This window comes from Photobacterium satsumensis (assembly GCF_050336935.1).
GTDB classification, from domain to species: domain Bacteria; phylum Pseudomonadota; class Gammaproteobacteria; order Enterobacterales; family Vibrionaceae; genus Photobacterium; species Photobacterium satsumensis.
Window position 1 is genome coordinate 41,593 of the sequence record NZ_JAKJSK010000007.1, and the last position, 15,711, is coordinate 57,303.

Sequence of the window (15,711 nt, forward strand, 5' to 3'; positions counted from 1 at the left end):
GGTGCTAATCAGGGATATACGGAGAATTTTAACTCTATATAGCTTAGATGAAAGGGACTGAATCTGTGCTGACTCGTTGCTTGTCTATTAAGCAAAAAAATGCCCCCAGCAATTTTTAGTTGGGGGCATGTCATTCTGTCTTGTGTTTATGAGGCTGTAAAACCACAGATTAGTTGGCAAGTGGCCGTTAGCTGAGGATCACAAACAGGGTACCCGCAATGGTCAGCAGGACGTTGGCGATGGCATAGGTGCCGGCATAGCCTAGTGCAGGAATGGTACTGCGGGCATGCTCATTAATCATATCCATTGCTGGTGCACAGGTGCGAGCACCGATGATAGCCCCAAATAGCAAGGCGCGGTTCATCTTGAGCACATAGGCGCCAAACAGGTAAGCCAGCACAACCGGGATCACGCTCACCATCAGGCTTGCCGAGAACACGGCCAAGCCGACCTGCGACAGCGAGTCGAACAAGTTGGAGCCGGCACTCAAACCGATACCAACCATAAAGACCATCAGGCCGAGATCTTTGGTCATGTTCAGTGCGCCCTGGGGCACATAGCCGAAAGTTGGGTGATTGGCACGCAGGAACCCGAGGGTGATACCTGCTACGAGCAAACCGGCGGCACTACCTAAACCGAAGGCTATCTGGCCGAAGGTCATGGTGATGGTACCGATCAGCAAGCCAATGATGAAGAAACAGCAGAATGCCAACAGGTCGGCAATTTGGCTATGTACCGAGATGAAACCAATCCGTTCGGCAAGCCCCAGCACACGGCTTTTCTCGCCACTGACCTGAAGGATATCCCCTTTGCTCAGCAGGATATTATGATCCATGGGCATTTCAATCTGAGCACGGACAACGCGGTTGAGGAAACAGCCGTATTCAGACAGGTTCAGCTCCGACAGGCGTTTGCCAGCAATGCTGTCGTTTTTCACCACGATTTCTTCTTCGACGATACGCAAGTCGAGCAAATCGCGGTCGAAGACCTCTTTGCCGTTACGGAAGCTCGGATCCAAACGGGCATGGCTATCTGGGTAACCCACCAACGCGATCTCATCCCCTTCCTGCAAGATGGCGTCACCATCCGGGTTGGCTAAAATGCCGTTTCGGCGAATACGTTCAATGTAGCAACCTGTTTGACGGTAAATACCCAACTCGCGCAGGTTACGGCCATCAATCCAGTTGATCAGCTCGGGTCCAACCCGGTAGGCTCGAATAATTGGCAGGTAGACCTTACGCTGGGCACTTTCACCGATGCCGCGTTCACGGGCGATCTGCTGTGATGACTCAGCCAAGTTCTGCTTTTGCAACTTTGGCATCAGCTTGGCCAGCACAATCACACTGACCAAACCCACCAAGTAAGACATGGCATAGCCAACACTGATACTGTCGATGATCTGCTGAATACTGTCAGGATCGGAGATATTGGATAACCCGCTGGCTAAGGCATCTTTTGCCCCTACCAATATTGGCGTTGCTGTCAGTGAACCCGCCATTAAACCAGTACTTAGACCCAGACCTAATCCGAGGTAGTTACTCATGGTAACCGTAATGACAATGGCTGAAAGAATAACCACCAGCGCCAGCATTAAATAATGTTTACCATCACGGAAAAAGATACCGAAGAAGTTTGGCCCGGCTTCAATACCTACGCAGAATATAAACAGCATAAAGCCGATATTCAGCGCCTCGGAATCAAAGGTAAAACCGGCGTTACCAAAAAGGAGGGCAGTAATGAGAACCCCGATAGAGTTTCCCAATTGCATATTCGCTATGCGAATTTTTCCGGCCGACAGGCCAACAGCAAGTACAACAAAGAGCAACAGAATATCATTCTGATGGAGAAGAGCGGCGACATCGATGTTCACTACAGTTTTTTCCGCGACGAGGGATCAGCAACAAAAGTGATGAAATTCTAGCTGATTTTATGTTTATGGCATACCGAAAATGATCGTAATTGACAGAAAATTTGCGAATTAATTCGCTGGCAAATAATGCAAAAGATAATAAAAAAGGCTGATATTTCAGCCTTTTTAAGAAAATGTTACCAAACTTGTTGCTTAGTGCTTACTGAAACAGGTCTAGGTTTTCTTTTGCGTATGCTTCGAATTCTGTACAGCCACCGATGTGCTCTTGGTCAACGAAGATCTGAGGCACTGTTTCGACAGGCTTACCAACCGTTTTTTCTAGGTCAGCTTTGCTGATGCCTTCAGCGTGGATATCAACGTAACGGTAGTTAAAACCTTCGCGTTCTTCTTTTAGCTTATCAGCCAGATCTTTTGCACGAACACAGAATGGACAACCAGGGCGGCCAAAAATAACAACGAACATAACGTCTCTCCTAAAATTTGATGGAGTTACTATAACGTGACTGGCAGGGATGAGAAAGAAGGATTTATCTCTTGCTGTAATAGACAAAACCGATTGAAGAGAAATGCACCGATTGTAACGGGTAGCTCAGTCTAAAAAGGAACCATTTTACTGCTTGGGGGGAAGTGTGACAGCCGGCAGGTTATGGTTACGCTACTGATATTCAATGGTGAAAAGTTGCTCAGAATCAAAAACAGGAATGGGCATAGGGGCACACTCGATAATAATTAAACAAAAATACGGAATGGAGTGCCTATGTTTCAGTTTATGACGGCCACTCGGATTATATTCGGGGAAGGCGCGCTGAATAACTCGCTGTCGACTTTAAATCAGTTTGGCTACAGCGTGCTGCTTGTGACGGGACGGGACAGTGTCCGTGCGGAGCCATTGATCAGTTATTTCAAGCAACAGGGAATGCGCTATCAGCAAGTGGCGGTGCATGGCGAACCTTTGATTGCTATGGTGGAAGAGATGGCGGCGATGGGGCGAAAATTTCGGCCCGATATGGTGTTGGCGATTGGTGGGGGCAGCGTACTCGATGCCGGTAAGGCGCTTGCCGCGTTAATTCCCAACCAAGGCAGTGTCTACGACTATGTTGAGGTGGTAGGGCGCAACGTGCCGCTGCAGGCCAAGCCCATTCCGTTTATCGCCGTGCCTACCACGGCAGGTACCGGTTCGGAAGTCAGCAAGAGTGCGGTGCTCCGTTCGGCCCAGGAAAATGTCAAAGTGGGCCTGCGTAGCCCTGATATGTTGCCGGATCTGGCGATTGTTGATCCCACTCTGACCTACGGCATGGATCCGGTTATGTCAGGCTGTTGCGGGATGGATGCCTTTACCCACTTGATGGAATCCTATGTTTGCGGTGAGCCCAACCCATTAACCGATATGGTGTGTGAGGAAGGACTGAGACGATTATCAGGGGCTATTCTGGCGGCCTGTGAAGATGATGACCCCCGTGCCCGCTCGGATATGGCTTTTGCAGCCATGCTGGGCGGCATGGCGCTAGCAAATGCCAAACTGGGGGCTGCCCATGGCTTAGCCTCTTCGTTGGGTGGCCGACTCCAAGCACCACATGGTTTGATCACTGCCCAGCTAGCGCCGTATGTGATGCAGGAAAATGTTTTGGCCGCGCGCGAGGCGGGCAGGGCCGACGTCCTTAACCGTTATCGCCAATTGGCTTGCATCCTGACAGGCAGAATGAATGCTGAAATCATCGACGGTATTAACTGGACGAAACGGACCCTCAAGCGCTTGAATCTACCTTCTGTGACTGAGTATGGTTTCTGTAATGTGATGTTTGATGAAGTGGCTGAAGACGCATTGCTTTCCAATTCCATTAAAGGGAACCCGCTGCCGCTGAATAACGAACGCTTGTTGAGCATCCTCAATCAAATGTGCCAATGCAAAAAGCAAGACACAGCGGCTATGGACGATCTATATAGCCAGGAAAATTAAGCAGTAACACCATATCCCTTGTAACCATTTAACTGTGGGGGAGAACGGGTCCCTATGCTAGAGTGAATTGTTCAGCTCACAGTTATACCGAGGTGGCTCTCACTGAACGAGCACCTTGAAGTTACTTGGTTATATAGGGATATGTATGAACCAGACGATTGAAACCATCTTGCAGCACCGCTCTATCCGAAAATTTACCGCCGAACCGATAAGTGAAAGCCAGCGCAATACCATTTTGGATTGTGCCATTGCGGCATCTTCATCGAGTTTCATCCAATGTGTCAGTATTATTCGGGTGACAGAACACAACAAGCGGGTGTTGTTGGCGGAATATGCCGGTGGGCAGGAATATGTGGCCAGTGCTGCAGAGTTCTTTGTTTTTTGTGCTGATTACAATCGTCATCAACAAATTTACCCTGAAGCGAAACTCGGTTTTACCGAACAAACTTTAATCGGCGCTGTCGATGCGGCTTTGATGGCTCAGAATAGCCTGTTGGCGGCAGAGTCTCTGGGACTGGGAGGCGTATATATTGGTGGTTTGCGAAATAACCCCGATAAAGTTTCATCTTTGTTGTCCCTTCCGAAGCATGTGCTGCCGTTATTCGGCCTTTGTCTTGGTCACCCGGATCAATCACCGGAGATTAAGCCTCGTTTACCTCGCTCTCTTATCGTGCATGAAAATAGCTACTCCCCATTGGATATGGATGTGCTCGCCACCTACGATCAGCATGTCAGAGAATATTATCAAAGCCGTACCGGCAGTAGTAAAGATATGTCGTGGAGCGAGCAAATTTCAGGAACGTTGAATAAAGAAGCGCGTCCATTTATAAAGCCGTTTATTGAAGGGCAGGGATTTAGCTTAAAGTAATGGATGACGTTTCGTGGCTATAACGGCTAAATTGATGGTAAAACACACGAAAAGGTTGACCTTATGTCAAGTTTTATTCAAAACTCGACAAAACGCGTCGATGAACTTTTTATAAAACAGTGAGTCAGATAGAATATCGAGAGAAAAGACAATAATAACCAGCCTGAGCAATTTCTCAGGCTGGAAAAAGAATCGGAACACATATCTATGAAGTATGTTGGGAAAGTAGCCAGCATGGCATTATTGGCTGCTTTGCTCGCTGGTTGTGCAAGCACGCCAGATAATGACAACGGATTATCAACGGAAGTGAATGTTGAAAGCGTACTTCAGTCTGCTGATAATATTCACCGCCATTGGCGCAATACCCTCGTCGACGCTGAGGGGTTAATGCTTTATGCGCCGGAAAGATTTGCCGCGATGATGGAAAGTTGGCAGCGTGCTGATAACCTATTTAAAGACATACAATCTTCGCCAGAGCTGGCCAATCAAAGTTATTCACTGTTCTCTTCAGTGACGTATCTTGATCGTTTTTACAGTGATATTGAGGTCGTAAAGAATAACCATACCGAGTTGGTCGATCTTAAGAAAATTGCTGATAAGGTCTTGGAGCCTGCGATGACCCAATTGGCTTATCTGAATTCGATTGATGCCAATGCCCACTACCGCAGTGAGTTTGTTCGACTCAACCGCTTTTATCGTAATTTATTTGCCTTTGTGGCCCGAGGTAATCTTAATCGGGCTCGCGAAGAGCAGACTGAATTCCTTTCACGCGCCCACAGCTTGGAAGTGAGAGTGATAAAGCGTATCTATATTACTCCACAAGAAGAAGCGTTGCGTCAGTTGCGTCGTGAAGATGTCCGCTATTATGCCCCGCTCAGCTATGCCAAGGTGGAAGGGGAAATTACAGCAGGTAAAGACTTAATTGATAATCATCCCCGGGCTTTTGATGCCATCAATCAAGTCGTTTCTGCCATAGAGTTTGAACTTGCCCATGCTACGCATATTGCCGAAGAGGTGAAATACCTTCGTGATCGCAACCGTGATGAATATGAGAACTACATTCTTGCCATTGAAGGTAAGTTGCTCAGTATTTCTAAAGCGCTCAATGACTCAGACTTGCGTGATCAATCTCTGGTAGAACAAGCCCAGCGATTAAGTACGGATGCTGCAGATACGCGCCAGCAATATGAGTTGGTAAAGCGCAAGGCAAAACCTAATCAGCAACAGCTTCAGCTAGAGACCTTGAAGGGGTTGATTGAGAAGCAGAATCAACAAATAGCCAAGCTACAAGCGCAGTTATCGACAACGACGTCAGTGCAGAATAATGCAGACAAACAAGCCGTTGATACCGATGAGATAGAAAATAATAGCAGTGCTGTTGCAGTGACTGCGAATGACGAGGGCGAGGGAAAGGAAATTTGATCCCCCCTCACCGATAAGGTGAAAATAAGCACGTCTGAAAAAGCAGCATTTATGCTGCTTTTTTTATACCTGTTCTCCCAAGTTTGATGAGAAAGAGAAACAGTGAACGTAAAAATGAGCGGTTATGACAACTTATTACAATTTTTGGTGTTGGTGTTATTTTTAACTTATTGTTTTTATTGTTATTTATGGCGGTATTGATGTTGTTGATATCTTTGTTAATTACATTTACTAACACTTAGTCGCAGTTGAAGATTAAAAATGACTTTACAAAAAATCGATAAATTCCAACTTTTTTTGAGTTCGGTTAAGTTTTGTGCGGGTTTTGGCTTGATTTGACCGTCAACGTCCTTTAGAATTCGCCGCGCATTGATTGATGCACCCAAATTTTAATTTTTATCATTTTTGTTGAACCACTCCTATTTGAGGAAAACATGTCTACGAAACTAGCTAACCCAGCACCACTAGGTCTTATGGGCTTTGGTATGACTACCATCCTTCTGAACATCCACAATGCGGGCTTTTTCCCAATTGATTCGATGATCCTAGCTATGGGTATTTTTTACGGTGGCTTGAGCCAAGTTATCGTAGGCATGATGTGCTTCAAGCGTGGTGATACGTTTGGTACCACAGCCTTCACTTCTTACGGTCTGTTCTGGCTGACACTGGTTGGTCTGATTGTTATGCCGTACATGGGTCTGCCTGCTAGCCCTGCGAGCTTCATGGGTTGGTACCTACTTCTATGGGGTATCTTCACAGGCTTCATGTTCATCGGTTCACTGTGCTACCCACGCGCTAAGCAATTTGTATTTGGTTCTCTAACCGTACTTTTCTTCCTACTAGCAGCACGTGACTTCACTGGCAGCACGCTAATCGGTACTATCGCGGGCTTCGAAGGCATCATCTGTGGTGCAAGTGCGATTTACTTCGCAATGGCGCAGGTACTGAACAACGAATACGGCCGTACTATCTTGCCTGTTGGTGAGCTGAAAAAAGACAAAGCACTAAAAGCTGCTGCTTAATTAAAGCGTCTTGCTAATTGATCGTTGATAATTGTTAATTGCTAAAACCCGCCTTATGGCGGGTTTTTTTATTCTTGCTCAGCCAGTTCATGGGAATGGGTATAAGCTTATTGCATCGCGTGTAGCTCATGAAAGGATGAGAATATGGCACAACGTTATGCAGCCTTGATGGGAGCACTGGTCGCAGATGCTGCCAGCATGGGTACCCATTGGATCTACTCACCGGATCGTATCCGCACCCTCCAGTCCCTACCGCATTTTCCTTTTATCGAGCCTGATGCCCACCACTATGAAGGGGTAGAAGGTTATTATGCCCATGACAAGCTTACTGCTGGCGAGCTGACGATTTACGGTGAGTGGCTGGCATTGTATATCCGCCTGCTCAGTGAACCTGATGTTGAAACCCATCGCTTGCAGCAAGAAATTGTCGATTACTTTGGCCCCGGTGGGGAGTTTATTGGTTATGTCGACAGTCCGACCAAGGCTCTGTTGCTGTCGCTGTTTTCTCTTCCGCCGGAGGATTGGCCAGAAGACTCAGGATGCGATGATGATCAGAATCCAGCATTATGCGCTGTTCCAGCCTTGGTTGCCTTGAAGATGCCGTCCGAGAGGCTGGAAAGTGAAATAGACCGTATTGTCGGTGTTACCCATCAAAACGAACAGGCTCTTGCTTGCGCCAAGGCATTTGCCAGCGCCCTCAATGAAGCCTTGCGCTCAAGGCGGATGGAGCCTGTGCTCAATGTCCTGAAAGTAAAATGCCCTGAAGTAGTGCAGGAAAAGATCGAGCAGGTACGGGTGCTCAATGGCGATGTTAACGATCTTTCGCATGTTTTTTCTATTGCCAACAGTGCTTGTCACCTTGTTGACAGCCTGCCGGTGGCGGCTTGGGTATTGCAAAACAGTTCGAGCTATACTGAGGCGATACTCAAAAATATCGCGGTGGGGGGGGATAGTTGCGGTCGCGGGATATTGGTCGGGGCGATAGCCGGGGCATGCTACGGCTTTGGTGATAGCCAGGGGATCCCTATCTCATGGGTCACGACGCTGCAATGTGGCGAAGCGCTGGCGGAAGATATTGAGCAGCTGCTCCACAATGCAGGCGGGGCATTCTAGGCTTGTTACTCAGCGGCCTATTAGGCTCTGCACAAACTTCAGATACAAAAAAGCTACCCTCAGGGTAGCTTTTCAATTCTTACAGTGGGTTAGATTAGCAAATAACCTTGATTGCTAGACCACCCTGAGACGTTTCACGGTATTTCGCGTTCATGTCTTTACCGGTTTCAAGCATCGTTTCGATAACTTTATCCAGTGATACGCGAGGCTCAGAAGAGCGGCGTAGTGCCATACGTGAAGCGTTGATTGCTTTAACTGCTGCGATACCGTTACGCTCGATACATGGAACCTGTACCTGACCAGCAACTGGGTCACAAGTTAGGCCAAGGTTGTGTTCCATTGCGATTTCAGCCGCCATACAGACTTGTTCTGGGCTACCACCCATTAGCTCTGCAAGGCCAGCAGCAGCCATAGAACAAGCAACACCTACTTCACCCTGACAGCCTACTTCAGCGCCAGAGATAGAAGCATTACGCTTGTATAGACCACCAACAGCACCAGATGCCGCAAAGTAGCGAGTGTACTCTTTCGGACCAACAGGCTGGATGAACTTGTCGTAGTAAGCTAATACCGCAGGGATGATACCGCACGCACCGTTTGTTGGTGCAGTTACTACGCGACCACCTGCAGCGTTTTCTTCGTTAACTGCAAACGCATACATGTTAACCCAGTCAACAACTGTCATTGGGTCGTTGCTTAGTTTTTCTGTCGTCATCAGTTGTTGACGAAGGGCTGCAGCACGACGTGGCACGCGTAGAGGACCAGGCAGGATCCCTTCTTCGCTCATACCGCGATCCATACACTCACGCATGGTACGCCAGATGTTGGCAAAGTAAGTATTGATCTCGTCTTCAGCGTTCATCGCACGCTCGTTGGACATCACCATTGAGCTGACTGACAGGCCGTTTTCCTTACACTGGTTTACCAGCTCTTCGGCTGTAGTAAACATGTACGGGACTTTAACCGATGACTCTGTTGCTTTGCCGAAGTTCTCTTCGTCAACAATGAAACCACCACCGATAGAGTAGTAAGTCTTGGTGTAAGCCACTTCTTCGCCGATGAAAGCGTTAATGGTCATGCCATTTTCGTGAAGAGGAAGGTTAGTGGTATGGAAATTCATACCGCCTTCACGTGGGAAGTCTACTGTGTGGCAGTGCATGCCAACAGGTAGGCGCTCTGTTTCTTCAACGCGGGCGATAAAACCAGGGATGCTATCGATGTCAACATGTTCTGGGCTGTTGCCAGCCAAGCCCATAATAATTGCGATATCAGTGTGGTGACCTTTACCGGTTAGAGAAAGTGAACCGTAAACATCCACGGTAATTTTAGTCACGTCACGAAGCTTGCCCATGGAACGCAGGTCATCGATAAATTCTTTACCTGCTTTCATTGGGCCGACAGTGTGTGAACTGGAAGGACCCACACCGATTTTATAGATATCAAAAACACTGATCATTGCTAATACCTCAGTCACGGTAGCTATCTAGTTACCGTCAGACTGTAATAGTTTTTATCATTCCCGCCCCTTCCTTGGCGAGATAATCAAAACAAAAGAGCAGGGGCAAATGCGTCCTGCTCTTTAGTGTCTCTATTGTACGGAATTTGAGTCAGAAGACTATGCGTTGTAGCACATTTTCTTACTAATTCAATTCGTGCTGGTCAATTATCATTAAGTTGATGATAACTAGCCTTATAGTGCACCGTAGATTACAGAAGTAATCGCCGCAATACCACATAGCGCTGTGAAAATCTGTGCTGGAGCAGAAGTCTTGTACTTAGCCATTGCTGGTAGCTTCTGCATTGCAAAGATTGGCATTAGGAACAGGATGGCAGCAATCATTGGTGCGCCCATTGTTTCAATCATGCCTAGGATGCTTGGGTTAACTACTGCAACAATCCAAGTTGTTACTACGATGAAGCCTAGAGAGATTTTCTCGATCTTGCCCTTTGGCATCTCAGAGCGTGACTTAACTAGACCTACTAGACCTTCGTGAGCACCTAGGAAGTGACCGAAGTAGCTAGAAGTAATCGCAGCGAATGCAACCATTGGACCCATTAGTGAAATCAATGGAGATTCGTGGATGTTTGCTAGGTAAGACAGGACAGAGATGTTCTGTGCTTGTGCTTCTGCTAGCTGCTCTGGAGATAGAGACAGAACAACAGAGAACACGAAGAACATCACGAAGCCCATCAGCATCATTGCTGCACCGCCAGTGATCATGTCAGTTTTCTGTACTGCATTGTCACCGTATACACGACGCTGCTCTTTAGAGAACTGAGAAATGATTGGGCTGTGGTTGAATGAGAATACGATGATTGGGATTGCTAGCCAGATAACAGAAGGCATTGAGCTCCAGTCTGGGCTAACTGAAACCATTGAAGCATTCCACTCAGGAATTAGGTATAGAGATAGCGCTAGTAGAACGAATACTAGTGGGTAAACCATTGCTGAAGTGGCTTTCAGCATTAGTTCTTTACCGAATACAACGCCAGCTGTCATTGCCATGATTAAGCCACCAGATAGAATCCAGCGTGGAAGAGATTCCATGCCTAGCTGGTTAACCATAAATGAGTCAACAGTATTGGTAATACCTACACCGTAAATAAGAACGATTGGGTAGATGGCGAAGAAGTAAGCAAAAGTGATGATGTTAGCGCCAGCTTTACCGAAGTGTTCTTCAACAGTATCAGTGATGTCAGCTTCAGGGTTCTTAGCTGATAGTACGAAACGAGCCAAGCTCTTGTGGGCAAACCAAGTCATAGGAAGAGCAAGCAGGGCTAGAATAACAAGTGGCCAAAAACCGCCAGCACCTGCTTTGATAGGTAGGAACAGTACGCCTGCGCCTACAGCAGTACCGAATAGCGATAGCGCCCATGTTACGTCTTTATACGTCCATCCTGCTTTTGCAGCAGTAGTTGCTGCGGTGCTTGTAGATGTTTGCATGATTATATATCCAAAGTTAATTACGGAACGGAAATTAGGAACGGGGCGCATTTTCGCGATTTATTGCAGGAAAACCTTGATCGAGATCTCGTTCTGTAACGGGGCGAAATTGCAATACAATTTAGTGTGATCTTGATCACGCTCAGGGGAGGGGTAAGATTAGGGGAATTGCCGTGCCAGATTAGATTTTCTCATGCCAGAGCTGATCTGAGAGTACTTTTAGCATTTGGGCGGTAGCCCCCCAGATTGAATATTTGCTGAATGGAATTGAATAAATATTGTGGTGTTTACCTTTAAAGGTAACTTTTTGTATCCGTATATTCATCGGGTTTAATACGTGCTCGATAGGTGCTTCGAACAACTCATCAACCTCGTTTGGGTCCAGTTCTGGCCTGTAATCTGGCGAGATCACGGATAAGTACGGAGTGACGATATAACCACTGATTGTCGGTAAGCTCGGCAGCTGTCCAATAATACTGCTACGGTTGCATAAAATACCAGTCTCTTCCTGTGTTTCACGCAAAGCAGTATCAATTAAATCAATATCTTGTGGCTCATATCTACCGCCAGGAAATGAAACTTGGCCTGGATGGTGCTTCAGGTGTTCAGCCCGGCGGGTGAAAATCAGGCTGAAAGAGCCGTGACGGGGTACAAGAGGGATCAGTACAGCGGCCGGTTTTAACGGACGGTCTTCATGGATATGCTGGCGAACACGAAGCGTGTGGCTTTTATCGTAGTTGGCTTGCGGGGCAAGTAGAAAGCGGGTGATGATCTGTTGCTGGCAATTCATAAACCTTCCGTGGTGTTGCGATAACGGCATACTATTAACTATAGATGTTGAAACAGCAACTTAACGAATTGTTTTTCATTCGAAGTGGTTTCAGCGCTGCGGATCCGTGCAGCGGCTAGACAATAGACTGACGATAAAAGAAGGCCAAGCCAAACAAAATGTGTGGCTTGGCCTTGAATCGATGTTGTTTATACGCCTAGGTTAGCGTTCAAGGACCGGCAAAATACGGCTCAGTTTATCGAGAGTTTCTTGGTACTCGCTATCGGCTTCACTGTCGGCGACAATACCACCGCCAGCCCAGACATGCAGTTTTTGGTTATTGGCAACCAAAGTGCGGATCGTGATGCTGGTGTCCATCTGTCCACAACGGCTGATATAGCCAATGCTTCCGCAGTAGGCGCTTCGACGGTTTGGCTCTAGCTCTTCAATGATCTCCATTGCTCTGACTTTCGGTGCCCCGGTAATAGAACCTCCCGGGAAGCAGGCTCGCAGCAGGTCGGTTTCGGTATATTGCTGATCCAGTTCACCGGTTACGGTGCTCACCAAGTGGTGAACAGCCGGGAAGCTTTCAATGTCGAACAGTAGCGGCACTTTTACCGAACCCGGTTTGGCGACTCGGCCGATATCGTTCCTCAGTAAATCGACGATCATCAGGTTTTCTGAACGATCTTTTTCCGCTGTGCGTAGATCGTCAGCCAAAGCCTTATCATAGGACGGGTCTGTGTCCCGTGGTCGGGTTCCTTTGATCGGTTTGGTTTCAATATAACCCTCTCGATGCTGTAGGAACCTTTCCGGTGAAACCGAAAGAATGACGCTGTCACTGGTGCGGAGAAAGCCAGAGAAAGGGGCGCCGTTGCGTTCTTCCAGTAACCGGTATGCCTGCCACTCATCGCCTTGGTAGTGAGCAGAGAATCGCTGGGTTAAGTTGATCTGGTAACAGTCACCTGACAGCAAATACTGCTGGATACGATCGAATTTGTTGCAATATTCGTCTTTATCCATGTTGGCTTGCCACTTCGATGTTAATGCGAAGTCGACAGGGTGTTGCAGCTTTGTGGTCGTGGCCGTTTGTTCGGCAGATTGGCGATGCTGTTGCAGCCATTTCATGCGCCCACTTCCTTCCGGAGAGACTAAGTAAAGCTGCTCGGTAAGATGATCGGCAATGAGTGCCCAGTCGTAAATACCCACCGCCATGTCGGCGGTTGCAATATCATGTAGGGCCGTGGTCGCTATTTTTTCGACCCGACGCCCCAAATCATAGCTGAACAAGCCAACGGCACCGCCGATAAAAGGCACATCTTTCAAAGGGAGTGTCGATGGAACCAACTGTGCTTGTATCGTTTGGATTAAAGCGAACGGATCGTCGTTGCTCGACTTTTCATCACCATTTGAAAAATTAATACGGGTTGTTTCACCATATGTCTCTAAAGTGGCTAAAGGATCAGCAACTAATATGTCGAATCGATTATCTGGATGATCCGAAGCTGCGGAGCGTAATATCATAGCCCACGGCAGACCCGCAAACGATTCAAACCACGTTAGCGAGGCGTCTTTGTGGTAGTCGAGTTGTTCGATACTCAGTTCTGGATGTGATTTACAAATCATTTTCTTTTTTGTGACAGGTGTACGTCTGGCGCATGGCGCGAAATTATTCGCAAGAGTATCATAAACACAGAATTTAATCCGACGCCCAAGGACGTCCTGAAAGTATTATTTTTAGCAGGTAGCACTTAAATATGCTGAATGGAGAAATGCCATGAGGATCATGGCCGCGTGGTTGCATTTTATTACTTACAATGTGAATCACCCCCTACACTGGAAGCAAAAAATCGGGCGCCAGGGAATGATAAAAATCAACGAGGGCAGATATGACCGTCATCCGTAAACAAGATGTGATTAGTAGTGTGGCCGATGCGCTGCAGTACATTTCTTACTACCATCCGCTCGACTTTGTCCAAGCTTTGGAAAAAGCCTATGACAAAGAACAGAGCCAAGCTGCGAAAGATGCAATTGCTCAAATTCTGATCAATTCGCGTATGTCAGCTGAAGGTCGCCGCCCAATCTGTCAAGATACCGGGATTGTGACCTGCTTCGTCAAAATTGGTATGAATGTACAATGGGATAGCGATCTGACTGTACAGGAAATGATTGATGAAGGTGTACGCCAAGCGTATACCAATCCGGATAATCCGCTACGAGCCTCTGTCGTAGCCGATCCTGCCGGTAGCCGTAAAAATACCAAGGATAATGCCCCTGCTGTTGTCCATATTGATATGGTTGCGGGCGATAAAGTTGAAATTCAGGTTGCAGCCAAAGGCGGCGGCTCTGAGAACAAAACCAAGATGGTCATGCTAAACCCGTCGGATGATGTGGCGGCATGGGTTGAAAAAACCGTTCCTCTGATGGGGGCAGGCTGGTGCCCACCGGGTATGCTGGGTATCGGTATTGGTGGTACCGCCGAGAAAGCGGCGGTAATGGCAAAAGAATCGCTAATGGAATCTATTGATATCCATGAGCTGCAAGAGCGCGGTGCACAGACGGCAGAAGAAGAACTGCGTCTGGACATCTACAACCGAGTCAATAAGCTGGGTATTGGTGCACAGGGCCTTGGCGGCCTAACGACTGTGTTGGACGTTAAAATCAAAACAGCCCCGACGCACGCAGCGTCCAAACCGGTTTGTATGATCCCGAACTGTGCTGCGACTCGCCACGTACACTTTACGCTGGATGGCACGGGGCCGGCAGACTTGTCACCACCTAAGTTGGAAGATTGGCCGGAAGTGACATGGGAAGTCGGTGACAACGTTCGCCGTGTAAACCTTGATGAAGTGACTAAAGCTGACGTGCAGGACTGGCGTTCTGGTGAGACTGTGTTGCTGTCAGGTAAGATCCTGACCGGTCGTGATGCGGCACACAAGCGAATTCAGGACATGTTGGCCAAGGGCGAAGACTTCCCAGTTGATTTCAATAACCGCTTTATCTACTACGTTGGCCCTGTTGATGCCGTCGGTGATGAAGTTGTCGGTCCTGCAGGCCCAACAACCTCGACGCGTATGGACAAGTTTACCGATATGATGCTTGAGCAAGCGGGTCTGACTGGCATGATCGGTAAAGCTGAGCGTGGTCCTGCTGCAATCGAGTCTATCAAGAAGCACAAGGCGGTTTACCTGATGGCTGTTGGTGGCGCTGCTTACTTGGTGGCTAAAGCCATCAAACATGCGCGCGTGGTCGCATTTGAAGACTTGGGTATGGAAGCGATTTACGAGTTCGACGTCGTCGATATGCCGGTCACGGTGGCGGTTGATGCTGAAGGCGTGAATGCTCACCAGACAGGCCCAGATACTTGGAAAGTGAAAATTGCCGAGTTTGAAGGTTAAGCGTTGGGGTTGTCACTAATTTGAAAAAGGAGCCGAAAGGCTCCTTTTTTGTTGCCTGTGCTCGGGTAGGAGTCAACCCTACTATTGAGCGACATAAAAATAGCTGAATCCACCTCAAAAAATAACGCATTTGTATATATTGAGTATTCTTCATCTGATTATTACTGACTTTTGCTGATTTCCTTCTTCTGTCTATCGCCGTCTATTCAACCCTCTGTTAGTTTCGTTGGTTTTCTTAATAGCTGTTTTTTTGTTGTTTTTCTGATGTTTGTTTAATTATTGTAGCGATATGTGGACTATAGTATTAACAAGCATTTTGGTGTTATGCGGTAGCGCTTGGCGCAATTA

The 15,711-nt window shown here is 47.5% G+C and carries 12 protein-coding genes; 6 read left to right on the plus strand and 6 right to left on the minus strand.

All coding sequences use genetic code 11. The annotated features are described in order from the left end of the window. Positions 1-187: 187 nt before the first annotated feature. Together L4D79_RS11945 and L4D79_RS11950 are read right to left on the minus strand one after the other, a co-directional pair. Complete coding sequence (locus L4D79_RS11945) at positions 188-1,870, minus strand: aspartate:alanine antiporter (protein WP_428651800.1); 1,683 nt, start codon at positions 1,868-1,870, stop codon at positions 188-190. Between the two features lie 199 nt (positions 1,871-2,069). Next, complete coding sequence (locus L4D79_RS11950; RefSeq protein ID WP_428651801.1) at positions 2,070-2,333, minus strand: GrxA family glutaredoxin; 264 nt, start codon at positions 2,331-2,333, stop codon at positions 2,070-2,072. Positions 2,334-2,627: 294 nt separating this feature from the next. On the opposite strand from L4D79_RS11950, the gene L4D79_RS11955 reads away from it, so the two are divergent. The 5 genes from L4D79_RS11955 (at position 2,628) to L4D79_RS11975 (ending at position 8,252) form a co-directional block, all read left to right on the plus strand. Then, entirely contained in the window at positions 2,628-3,827 is a 1,200-nt protein-coding gene (locus tag L4D79_RS11955) for an iron-containing alcohol dehydrogenase (RefSeq protein ID WP_428651802.1), read from the plus strand. 145 nt (positions 3,828-3,972) lie between these two features. Further along, positions 3,973-4,695, plus strand: a complete 723-nt coding sequence (gene nfsA / locus L4D79_RS11960; protein WP_428651803.1) for an oxygen-insensitive NADPH nitroreductase — start codon at positions 3,973-3,975, stop codon at positions 4,693-4,695. 207 nt (positions 4,696-4,902) lie between these two features. Continuing rightward, complete coding sequence (locus L4D79_RS11965) at positions 4,903-6,117, plus strand: hypothetical protein (protein WP_428651804.1); 1,215 nt, start codon at positions 4,903-4,905, stop codon at positions 6,115-6,117. Between the two features lie 434 nt (positions 6,118-6,551). Next, a complete protein-coding gene (locus L4D79_RS11970) occupies positions 6,552-7,139 on the plus strand; it encodes an acetate uptake transporter (protein WP_039457464.1) in 588 nt (195 codons plus the stop codon). Between the two features lie 144 nt (positions 7,140-7,283). Beyond that, positions 7,284-8,252, plus strand: a complete 969-nt coding sequence (locus tag L4D79_RS11975; protein WP_428651805.1) for an ADP-ribosylglycohydrolase family protein — start codon at positions 7,284-7,286, stop codon at positions 8,250-8,252. Between the two features lie 94 nt (positions 8,253-8,346). On the opposite strand, the gene L4D79_RS11980 is transcribed toward L4D79_RS11975, so the two are convergent. The 4 genes from L4D79_RS11980 to pabB all read right to left on the minus strand — a co-directional run bounded on the left by L4D79_RS11980 (position 8,347) and on the right by pabB (position 13,591). Next, the gene (locus L4D79_RS11980) at positions 8,347-9,708 is read right to left on the minus strand and encodes an L-serine ammonia-lyase (RefSeq protein ID WP_428651806.1); all 1,362 of its coding nucleotides are present in this window, start codon (positions 9,706-9,708) and stop codon (positions 8,347-8,349) included. Positions 9,709-9,942: 234 nt separating this feature from the next. Next, positions 9,943-11,196, minus strand: a complete 1,254-nt coding sequence (locus L4D79_RS11985) for an aromatic amino acid transport family protein (protein ID WP_428651807.1) — start codon at positions 11,194-11,196, stop codon at positions 9,943-9,945. A gap of 181 nt (positions 11,197-11,377) precedes the next feature. Beyond that, on the minus strand, positions 11,378-11,986 hold the full coding sequence (locus L4D79_RS11990) for a CoA pyrophosphatase (RefSeq protein WP_428651808.1): 609 nt from the start codon (positions 11,984-11,986) through the stop codon (positions 11,378-11,380). 201 nt (positions 11,987-12,187) lie between these two features. Next, the gene (gene pabB / locus L4D79_RS11995; protein WP_428651809.1) at positions 12,188-13,591 is read right to left on the minus strand and encodes an aminodeoxychorismate synthase component I; all 1,404 of its coding nucleotides are present in this window, start codon (positions 13,589-13,591) and stop codon (positions 12,188-12,190) included. A 263-nt stretch (positions 13,592-13,854) separates the two neighbouring features. On the opposite strand from pabB, the gene L4D79_RS12000 reads away from it, so the two are divergent. After that, a complete protein-coding gene (locus tag L4D79_RS12000) occupies positions 13,855-15,363 on the plus strand; it encodes a fumarate hydratase (RefSeq protein ID WP_428651810.1) in 1,509 nt (502 codons plus the stop codon). The last annotated feature ends 348 nt before the right edge of the window (positions 15,364-15,711 follow it).

Bases quoted from the DNA above. Each gene is read 5' to 3' on its own strand.
- L4D79_RS11950 (WP_428651801.1), bottom strand. From the start codon at position 2,333: ATGTTCGTTGTTATTTTTGGCCGCCCTGGTTGTCCATTCTGTGTTCGT.
- L4D79_RS11955 (WP_428651802.1), top strand. From the start codon at position 2,628: ATGTTTCAGTTTATGACGGCCACTCGGATTATATTCGGGGAAGGCGCG.
- nfsA (WP_428651803.1), top strand. From the start codon at position 3,973: ATGAACCAGACGATTGAAACCATCTTGCAGCACCGCTCTATCCGAAAA.
- L4D79_RS11965 (WP_428651804.1), top strand. From the start codon at position 4,903: ATGAAGTATGTTGGGAAAGTAGCCAGCATGGCATTATTGGCTGCTTTG.
- L4D79_RS11970 (WP_039457464.1), top strand. From the start codon at position 6,552: ATGTCTACGAAACTAGCTAACCCAGCACCACTAGGTCTTATGGGCTTT.
- L4D79_RS11975 (WP_428651805.1), top strand. From the start codon at position 7,284: ATGGCACAACGTTATGCAGCCTTGATGGGAGCACTGGTCGCAGATGCT.
- L4D79_RS11980 (WP_428651806.1), bottom strand. From the start codon at position 9,708: ATGATCAGTGTTTTTGATATCTATAAAATCGGTGTGGGTCCTTCCAGT.
- L4D79_RS11985 (WP_428651807.1), bottom strand. From the start codon at position 11,196: ATGCAAACATCTACAAGCACCGCAGCAACTACTGCTGCAAAAGCAGGA.
- L4D79_RS11990 (WP_428651808.1), bottom strand. From the start codon at position 11,986: ATGAATTGCCAGCAACAGATCATCACCCGCTTTCTACTTGCCCCGCAA.
- pabB (WP_428651809.1), bottom strand. From the start codon at position 13,591: ATGATTTGTAAATCACATCCAGAACTGAGTATCGAACAACTCGACTAC.
- L4D79_RS12000 (WP_428651810.1), top strand. From the start codon at position 13,855: ATGACCGTCATCCGTAAACAAGATGTGATTAGTAGTGTGGCCGATGCG.